10 protein-coding genes are annotated in these 7,726 nt (G+C 60.3%); 3 read left to right on the top strand and 7 right to left on the bottom strand.

Going from position 1 to position 7,726, the window contains the following annotated elements:
* Nucleotides 1-894 precede the first annotated feature (894 nt).
* The 6 genes from F561_RS0123750 to F561_RS0123725 all read right to left on the bottom strand — a co-directional run bounded on the left by F561_RS0123750 (nucleotide 895) and on the right by F561_RS0123725 (nucleotide 4,781).
* The gene (locus F561_RS0123750) at nucleotides 895-1,338 is read right to left on the bottom strand and encodes a DUF6069 family protein (RefSeq protein WP_019012461.1); all 444 of its coding nucleotides are present in this window, start codon (nucleotides 1,336-1,338) and stop codon (nucleotides 895-897) included.
* 77 nt (nucleotides 1,339-1,415) lie between these two features.
* Nucleotides 1,416-1,901 carry an SRPBCC family protein gene (locus tag F561_RS0123745; RefSeq protein ID WP_026299184.1) on the bottom strand — a complete coding sequence of 162 codons (486 nt, stop codon included), beginning with the start codon at nucleotides 1,899-1,901 and terminating at the stop codon, nucleotides 1,416-1,418.
* A complete protein-coding gene (locus F561_RS0123740) occupies nucleotides 1,831-2,238 on the bottom strand; it encodes an ArsR/SmtB family transcription factor (RefSeq protein WP_019012459.1) in 408 nt (135 codons plus the stop codon). Before F561_RS0123740 ends, F561_RS0123745 begins: the two co-directional genes overlap by 71 nt.
* A 174-nt stretch (nucleotides 2,239-2,412) precedes the next feature.
* Complete coding sequence (locus tag F561_RS0123735) at nucleotides 2,413-2,685, bottom strand: hypothetical protein (protein ID WP_019012458.1); 273 nt, start codon at nucleotides 2,683-2,685, stop codon at nucleotides 2,413-2,415.
* A 252-nt stretch (nucleotides 2,686-2,937) separates the two neighbouring features.
* Entirely contained in the window at nucleotides 2,938-3,948 is a 1,011-nt protein-coding gene (locus F561_RS0123730; protein ID WP_026299183.1) for an alpha/beta hydrolase, read from the bottom strand.
* The gene (locus F561_RS0123725) at nucleotides 3,945-4,781 is read right to left on the bottom strand and encodes an SDR family oxidoreductase (RefSeq protein WP_026299182.1); all 837 of its coding nucleotides are present in this window, start codon (nucleotides 4,779-4,781) and stop codon (nucleotides 3,945-3,947) included. The genes F561_RS0123730 and F561_RS0123725 overlap by 4 nt, the downstream gene beginning before the upstream one ends.
* 81 nt (nucleotides 4,782-4,862) lie before the next feature.
* Between F561_RS0123725 and F561_RS0123720 the strand changes: the two genes are divergently transcribed.
* Entirely contained in the window at nucleotides 4,863-5,480 is a 618-nt protein-coding gene (locus tag F561_RS0123720) for a TetR/AcrR family transcriptional regulator (RefSeq protein WP_157452153.1), read from the top strand.
* Nucleotides 5,481-5,645: 165 nt separating this feature from the next.
* Here the strand turns inward: F561_RS0123720 and F561_RS0123715 are convergent, their stop codons facing one another.
* Nucleotides 5,646-6,614 (bottom strand): alpha/beta hydrolase, encoded by a 969-nt coding sequence (locus F561_RS0123715; protein ID WP_019012453.1) that lies wholly within the window; start codon nucleotides 6,612-6,614, stop codon nucleotides 5,646-5,648.
* Between the two features lie 404 nt (nucleotides 6,615-7,018).
* On the opposite strand from F561_RS0123715, the gene F561_RS29350 reads away from it, so the two are divergent.
* Both F561_RS29350 and F561_RS0123705 read left to right on the top strand, forming a co-directional pair.
* Nucleotides 7,019-7,498: a hypothetical protein gene (locus tag F561_RS29350; RefSeq protein ID WP_157452152.1), complete on the top strand. Its 480-nt coding sequence runs from the start codon at nucleotides 7,019-7,021 to the stop codon at nucleotides 7,496-7,498.
* A gap of 14 nt (nucleotides 7,499-7,512) precedes the next feature.
* A partial coding sequence (locus F561_RS0123705; protein WP_019012451.1) for a helix-turn-helix domain-containing protein occupies nucleotides 7,513-7,726 on the top strand: 214 nt, incomplete at its 3' end.

Raw genomic sequence — 7,726 nt, 5'->3', positions numbered from 1 at the left:
GTTGTGATGGCTTTGAGCGTCTGTTCCTGCTCAGGGCTCAATTCCACTTTGTACAGCAGAGGGCGAGGCATAAATAACTCTACTCAATTGCAAAACGCTCCACTAGGCCGTTTGGATCGTTCACCCAGTATTGACGGGGGGTGTAGTGCAGCTGTGGTCGGTAGCGTTCTCGGTAGAGGGAGGGGTCGCCTAGCACCTCCGTACGTTACCCTATGCCTGCTCAGCGCCGATGGGATGTAAAAGGTGTTGAGGCAGGGTGGTACGGTATGGATTGGATCGAACAGAAGGTCTTGGCAATCGGCTCCTCGTCGTCATCGACTCTGGTTCAAAAGCTTTCTCGCCACTTCACCTGAGTGATCGGGAGGTTAAAACCTCCTGCTGATACGAGAGATGGGTGCCATCCGTGAATCCGTCAGCCGCTGCTGGATCAGTACAACGGTGCTCGTTGGTGTTGAAGTGAGGTGCCTGCCAAGGTCCGTCCTCCTATTCTGTGTCAGCTTACTGGACTGATCCTGCTTGAGCTCATGCAAAAAGGAAGAGATTCTGCTGGCGAATTCAGACGGCACGCTGGAACACGTCTAGCACAAGACTTAACTTAATCCTCCAACTCAGATTTACACCTGTATCAATAGGGCTTCAATGACGTCCCAGTTGGTCTTGAAGGTGGCCCGGGTCAAGGGGATATCCCCCCGAACAGGTTGGTGTCCTTGCAGGGTAGGGACGTTGTGAGGGCAACCCTTCGTCTGGACATCGTGCGCCGAGTTCGCGGGCAATCGATGACTGTGAACTTCAGCCAACTTCCAGGCTGATTCAGTGGGACTCATGGCCTTAGTAAAGGCAAAACGTTCGCAGGCTGCTCATCCTGCGAACGTTCGATGTTTGGGCGTGTCCAGCTCAGTCTCTGTGGTGCTGCTCCTCACGCCCTGGCACCAGCCTCAACACCCACAGGCAGACCACCACGTGCATCAGCGCAAGCAGGAGCACCACGTCCCACGACCCGTTCCGAACCCCCAGCAGCATGGCCAACGAAGCCAACAGGACGAGCCCGGCCACCCAGCCAAACGCCCGCTCAGAGCGCCTTAGAAACCGGCGCATCACCGCGAAGACCAGGCCGCCGCCCAGCGCGCCGACCAAGGAAAACAGGACAATGGCGCCTGGCCAAAACAGCGCCTCCTGCCCAGGCTGACCGACCAGCAGGGTGCTGAACGTCTCCTGGAACAACCCATACATCGACATGTTGATCAGCGCACTCGCTCCCCCGGCCAGCAGAGCGGAGCGAAAGATGAGGGCAGTGGTTCGGAAAGGACGGGCAGGCATGGAAACAGTGGTGGGCGTCATACGATCCTCCAGGGCCACTCTGGATACGCGGTTGAGGGGCGAGAACACTGCCGGGCGGTGCCCTTTGAACGCCCAGTTCAGGACAGGGAGCAGGCCACTTCTTCAAGGAGGTGCAACGCCTGCTGCATCCCGGTCTCCATACCGGAGTTCAGATGCAGGTCCCGCTCTTCCTGCGTGGCGTGCTGTACCAACAGGTGGAGGGTTGTGCGGCCGGCGTTCTCCGTGAAGGTCACCGTGTTGACGGCCTGGGCGTCGGGCATCCCCTCGTAGACCTCGGTCATCACCAGTCGCTCGTTCGGCACGATCTCCCGATAGACGCCGTGGAAGCCGACCTCATCGCCGTCGTCGGTGGTCGTCACGTACCTCCAGCGGCCGCCCTCCCGCAGGTCGATCTCGGCCACCATGGTCTGGCCCAACTCGGCGCTCCACCAGCGGCGCACAAGTTCAGGCGTGGTGTACGCCCGAAACACCAGATGTCGGGGTGCCGCGAACTCACGGGTGATCAGGATCTGCTCCGGAGTCGGGAGGACGATCGTCGCTGGGGTCGGTCTGGTCGCGGTCATGGTCTGCCTCCAGGTGCTGGAGTTCCTCCAGCAGGGTGTCGAGGTGCCCAAACCGCTGCGTCCAGGCCCGCTCGAACTGCGAGGCCCAGTCATGGATCGGTTTGAGTGCCGGGGCGTGGACGCGGTAACGGCGATGCCGGCCGTCGTCCCGGACGGAGACCACGCCCACTTCGCGCAGGATCCGCAGGTGTTTGGACACGTAGGGCTGCTCCAGGCCAAGCAAATCCACCAGTTCGTTCACGGTGCGCTCGCCGTGCTGGAGCGCGTCGAGAATCTGCCGTCGCCGGGGGTCGGCGACCGCGTCGAAGGCGTCTGGGAGGGTGGCTGCTCGGGCCATAATTCATCATATACCAAAATAGGTATATGTCAAGGAGGGTTGTCAAGAGGCATTGCCGACTCTCCAAGTCATCCGAAAGCGGCCATGGTTTTCTGAAGGGTTATGTTCAGCTCTCGGGGCAACAGCGCGTGAGAGGTCACACCATCCACCGACGGCTCAATCTCCGCCTGGCCATCACGCCACTTTCAACGGACGAAGGAGCTTGTGCACATAAGCGCGTGAGTTGTGCAGCTCGTCCTTCTGACGGTAAACACCGACCACCACCTCTAGCAAGGCCTGGGACGGGGTGCGCTGAACCAGCGCTCGCGCTTGCCTCGTGGAAAAGCCCAGCAACAATGGGCCGTCATATGCCCGCAGGAACTCTGGGACTGTGCGCCCAGCTTCGTCATAGAACGACCGGTGGGCACGCAGCACCAGCGGCTCATTCGTCTCCACCACCCCGGTCAAGAGTTGTTCCTGGCCCCCAAAAGGCCAGCTCTATTCCACGCACTCCCCCTGCTCCAACTCTGTGAGCCGATGAGAGACGAACAGCCTCACCCTGAAACAGGAAGGTCTGCAACCCGCAGACGGTCAAACTGTAGCCGCCCTGTTCAAACTCCGGACGGGCACTTAGAGCATTTGTGGGTCAGCCTACCCGGTCGGTTAAGGCAACACAACTCAATGGAAAGCTGGTTTCCACAGCAACGCTCGGTGCCCACTTCAGGCCAGCCGCAGGCCCCGCCGCAATGCCTGCATACTTTGCTCCAGAAAGGCTTTCGACACCGCCGCATTTGGGTTGAGGGTTTCAGATGCGTGATATGCCCCGCTCACCTCAACGAACTCGCACGGCACCCCGGCGGCGTTCAGCCGCCGAGCATAAGCCTGATCCTCTAGGTAGAACAGGTCTAAGGTGCCGACCCCGATCCAGGCCGGAGGAAGGCCCGACAGGTTTTGGCGGCGTGCGGGCGAGGCATACTCTGGCGCGGCGTCCAGCAGCGGCGGGCGACCCAGATACGACGACCATCCCAGCTGGTTCGAGGTCGGCGTCCACAGGAACTCCCCCCGACCCTGATGATCGGTCTTCAACACGGTTCGGTCGTCCAGCATCGGGTACAGCAGCAATTGGAAGGCGGCCTGCACGCCATCACGGTCATGGGCCAGCTGGGCGAGTGCAGCGGCCAAGCCACCTCCTGCACTGTCACCCACAACCGCGATGCGGTCTGAATCGATGCCGAGGGTTTGCGCTTGGTCTCCCATCCACTTCAGGGCCGCGTAAGCGTCCTCCAGCGGTCCTGGAAACGGCGTTTCGGGGGCAAGGCGATACTCCACGTTCACGACCACCACGCCCAGCTCACGGACATAGCGGGCCGCCGTGCTGTGAAACATCGGCGCCGAGCCGATCACAAACCCCCCACCGTGCAAGTAGATCACGGCGGGGGTCGGCTCCTTTTGCTCAAGGGGCCGGTACACGTACACGGTGACGTCTGGGGCTCCGGATGGGCCGGGAATCTGCTGGGTCTCGAATGAGATATTCCCTGGAACCGGGAGGTTGACCGGCAGGCGGCGCGTGAGCTTGACGAAGGTGGAGGTGAATGGAGGCGAGCGGAACCGCAAGAGCGGTGAGTGCAGCTCCGGGTGAAGCTGAGCGAAAGAAGCCGCCCGCTTGGAGTACGCCCATACGCCCGTAAGGGCGAGAGCGATTCCCCAGGCGGTGGAGCGTCTTATCCTCACGCCTTTTCCCCTTGCCCTCCGTACCGCAGTCCGGCCACGACGCCGCCATCAACGAGGAGGTCAGTGCCGGTGATGAAGGAGGCCTGTGGACTGATCAGAAATTCCACGGCGCTGGCGATGTCGTCGGGGGTGCCGAGGCGCCCCGTGCCGGATGCCTGAACCATGTGCCGCATGGTGTCGCCGTGCGCGCTTTGCAGTTCGGCCTGGCCCATGGGGGTTGAGATGACGCCGGGGCTGACGCTGACCACGCGGCCGCCTTGCCGGCCCCAAGGAAGAGATGCCGCCTGAACGCGCAATTGATTGGCGCGCTTGGCGATGCTATAGGCTGCCCCTGGGTCGAGGGTGGTGGGATCAAGCAGCGGGAGCTGCGCGAGGGCGTCGGTCGGGGTGACAGCCAGCGCATGTTCGATCTCGGGCGGCAGGGGCACCATTGTCCCGGCCATGGAAGCGATGCAGACTGCCACCGTGCCGGGTGACACGAAGGGTAAGAAAGCGTCGAGGACGTGTGCGGTGCCGAGCACATCAACCTGCACGACGCGTTCGGGACTGGCCTGCACTGGAGAGACCCCGGCAGTGTGAATGACTGCCCGCAAGGTGCCGAGTCCGGCGGCATGCTGGGCCAGATTGGCCACAGACTGAGCGTCGGCCACATCGACACGAACGGTGTCGAGATGGTGGCCCTCGCTCCGAAGCGTCTCGGCTACCCGATCGAGGAGATCCTGCGCGTAATCAGCAAGAACGAGGTGGCGGCCCGAGCCGAGGCGGCGGGCGATGGCCAGACCCATACCGCCCAGACCGGTGATGACGACAACGTCCTTCAATCCTTGAGCCATAGTGTCCCTCCTAATGTAGTAAGACAAATCTACCATAAAGTGGACACCCATGTCCGTTTTATATGAATTACACTCAACGGCGTGATCCAGCGACAGGATGTCCGGCGAAACCGCGAATTGCTCCTCGCTGGGAGTGAAGTGATCTTCCGTGAGCACGGCCTCTCCGTCCCACTGCAACTCATCGCCGACCACGCCGGGGTCGGGCGCGGCACGCTCTACAGGCACTTTCCAGACCGGGAGCATCTGGTTCTCGCCATGGTCGCGCGCCGCATCGAACTCATCGAGACGCGCCTCGCCGCTGCCCCCGACGCTGCCCATTCGGTTCAGGAGATCTTCGGATGGATCGCCGATATCCTCAGTGCCATTCCTGGACTTCACCCATATTTGGCGACGACTACCAAGGGGCCAGCCACCCTCACACTGTTAGCGCGGCGCCTACACGATCTGCTCGCCCATCCCATTGAGCTGGCCCAGCAACAGGCTCTGCTGCGGCCAGGGGTGACCTTCGACGACTTTCTGGCTGGCTGGGCCATGATTGAGGGAAGTCTGCTGACTGTTCCCCTGGAGAGTCGCGCATGGATGGCGGCCCGTGCCAAGCAACTGATCTACTCGGCACTCTTCATAGAGCCTGCCCAGAGCGCGGTTCCGAATCCCAATGCGGCAGGACTCCCACCTGATGACAGGAACCCTTCTTCCTAACAGTGGGCGCCCTGCCTTCAAGAGCTCTGACCTTGACCGGTTATCCGTGTATGAGCCGTCCTATGAGGAAGCTGGCCCATGACTGTCGGCCCTTTCGCTTGGGTACAGCAATCCCCTGAACATTTTTATATTCAGGGGATTGTGCGGAACGGATATGACAGCCCTTCAGTGCCTGTGATCCTCCGTGCGGATGGAACGGTGCTGGTCGAGGAACTGGCGAAGTTCGGCATTCAGTTCGAGGTCTTCTGGAGCCAGACCCCCGAACCCTCCGTGTGGCATGGCCTCAAACACGTGCAGGTCCGCTTTGACACCCGCAACGCGGAGTTTGCGGTGCATCCGAACGGTGTTCGAGAGGAACAGATCCCGGGTGCCGGACTGCAGGAAAGTGGGCGGAAAGCCTGACACGTCGGCGAAGAGTGGAGAAAGCAAGGGATCTGCGAGGTCACGGCCATTGGCGTAGAGGAGGTTCACTTCCTTCAAAGTGCTCAGGGTCGGCCTGCTGACCTCTTTGAGGGTTTCGAAAGTATCACCGGATTCGGTGAGGTCGACTTCTGGGGAGAGCAGCACCAACGCGGCGGGCATCGGCAGCCCTTCCTGCTTGGCGCGGATCAGCAGCGCGGCAGCTAAATTGCCACCAGCCGAGCCTCCGCCTACAAAGATGTCGGCTGGGTCGCGCACCTCCAGCAGCGCCCGGTAGACAGCTAGGCAGTCGTCTAAAGCCGCTGGGAACGGATGGAGCGGCGGCATGCGGTAGTCGACGCCCCAGGTAATCATGCCGTTGGTCAGTGCAGCGACGCTATTCATGACCTTGCAAGCCTCCCCGCTGCCGAAGATCAGTGCGCCACCATGAATGTCCAAGTAGATCGGGCTGCGGTCATCGTCTGCGACTTCATTTGATCGCAGGATGTAGGTATGAACGCCATTGATCTCCGTTTCGGATGCTACGACAGGGAGAGGGTAATCGGCGAAGCGGGCGTGGATATACGCGTTCACCTGCTCAGCCTGCTGAAGCCAGCCATTGGTGTCGTCCAGCGTCGGGTAGGTCGCTGCGGGCCCTGCCGGAACGTCGAGGGCCTGACGCGCAGCATCGCTGATACTGGTCGGAATCGGTACCTGGTGCATCGTATCTGTCATACTCCGTCTCCTTTAAGAGTAGTCAATGCGCGGATAGAGGCCTAGGATCATAAACCACAGTGCTGAGGTTCAGGGATGTCGCCAAGGTCCTCTGAAACCCGGATGCAGATACGGCGATCGAACCTGCAGGGGCGAGATGCAGGCCGTTCACTACACTGGTGACGCCCACGTCTCCTAGACGGTATTCACAATGTCCCTTTCGATGTAGTGTTCCCAATCTACTACAAAATGGGCAGACATGTCCGTTTTAGGTGAATTTTTCCTGCTGCGCTTTGACGAAATACTCCGAGATGAGGCGTTTATTGTCTTGTCCATCCTGATGTCGGCAGCGCACTCTAGGACTGCTCACTGACCTTTTGAGAGTCCATTGACTTCCCGTCCAACCGTGCCTGTTAGCTGTGTTTATGGGATTGGAAAAGTCGGCCAACCTAAAAGCACACAGGCAAGACGCCGTGTACATTGCATTGTTCGCCAGAGTCAACGGACTCGCGGCAATACTTACGGCCCTTGCCGTAGGAAAAGCAAGAAGCAGCAGCGATTTAGGGAAATCGCTGCTGCTTTCTGACCTGCGGTCAATGCAGGGGTTGGGAAGTCGGCAGATCCTGATCTTCAGGGTTGGCCTTGGTCCTAGAGCGCAACGGAACCACGGGCAGGGCCAAGATGAACAAAAAGCCCAGAACGATGATGCCAATGCTGGTCAGCATCATTTTCTTGATGGCGGCCGTGAAGCCATTTTTCATGCCGGAGGTGATCTGCCTGCTGAGGGTCTGAGCTTGCTGATCCAGGCTGGTACGCACTTTGACCAAAGTCTGCGCGGTTGCCTGCTGCACCAGTTGAGGTTCCTGAGCGAGCAGGCTTGCTCCGAACTGCTGATACGGGATTAAACTGAGTCGCGACTATGCAACCTGCCTCGCTGTTCCCGCATCAGACGTCCGATGAGTTGGAGTTGGCCTACCGCCAGTCCGAGCGAGCGGTGGAGCGCTCCCGCTGGCAGATCTTGTGGCTGAAAAGCAAAGGGTTATCCATTCCAGAGATCAAAGCGGTCACGAGTTTTTCGCGCAGCACGATCAGCACGTTGATTCGGGCTTACAACAAAGATGGGCCAGCGGCGG

The organism is Deinococcus aquatilis DSM 23025, assembly GCF_000378445.1.
In the GTDB taxonomy this organism is placed as follows: domain Bacteria; phylum Deinococcota; class Deinococci; order Deinococcales; family Deinococcaceae; genus Deinococcus; species Deinococcus aquatilis.
The sequence above is the reverse complement of the archived record's forward strand: the minus strand, read 5'-3'. Positions and strand labels throughout refer to the sequence as shown.

Excerpts from the sequence above, each read along its gene's own strand:
- F561_RS0123745 (WP_026299184.1), bottom strand. The coding sequence starts at position 1,901 with ATGACCGCGACCAGACCGACCCCAGCGACGATCGTCCTCCCGACTCCG.
- F561_RS29350 (WP_157452152.1), top strand. The coding sequence starts at position 7,019 with ATGGGATTGGAAAAGTCGGCCAACCTAAAAGCACACAGGCAAGACGCC.
- F561_RS0123715 (WP_019012453.1), bottom strand. The coding sequence starts at position 6,614 with ATGACAGATACGATGCACCAGGTACCGATTCCGACCAGTATCAGCGAT.
- F561_RS0123740 (WP_019012459.1), bottom strand. The coding sequence starts at position 2,238 with ATGGCCCGAGCAGCCACCCTCCCAGACGCCTTCGACGCGGTCGCCGAC.
- F561_RS0123750 (WP_019012461.1), bottom strand. The coding sequence starts at position 1,338 with ATGACGCCCACCACTGTTTCCATGCCTGCCCGTCCTTTCCGAACCACT.
- F561_RS0123725 (WP_026299182.1), bottom strand. The coding sequence starts at position 4,781 with ATGGCTCAAGGATTGAAGGACGTTGTCGTCATCACCGGTCTGGGCGGT.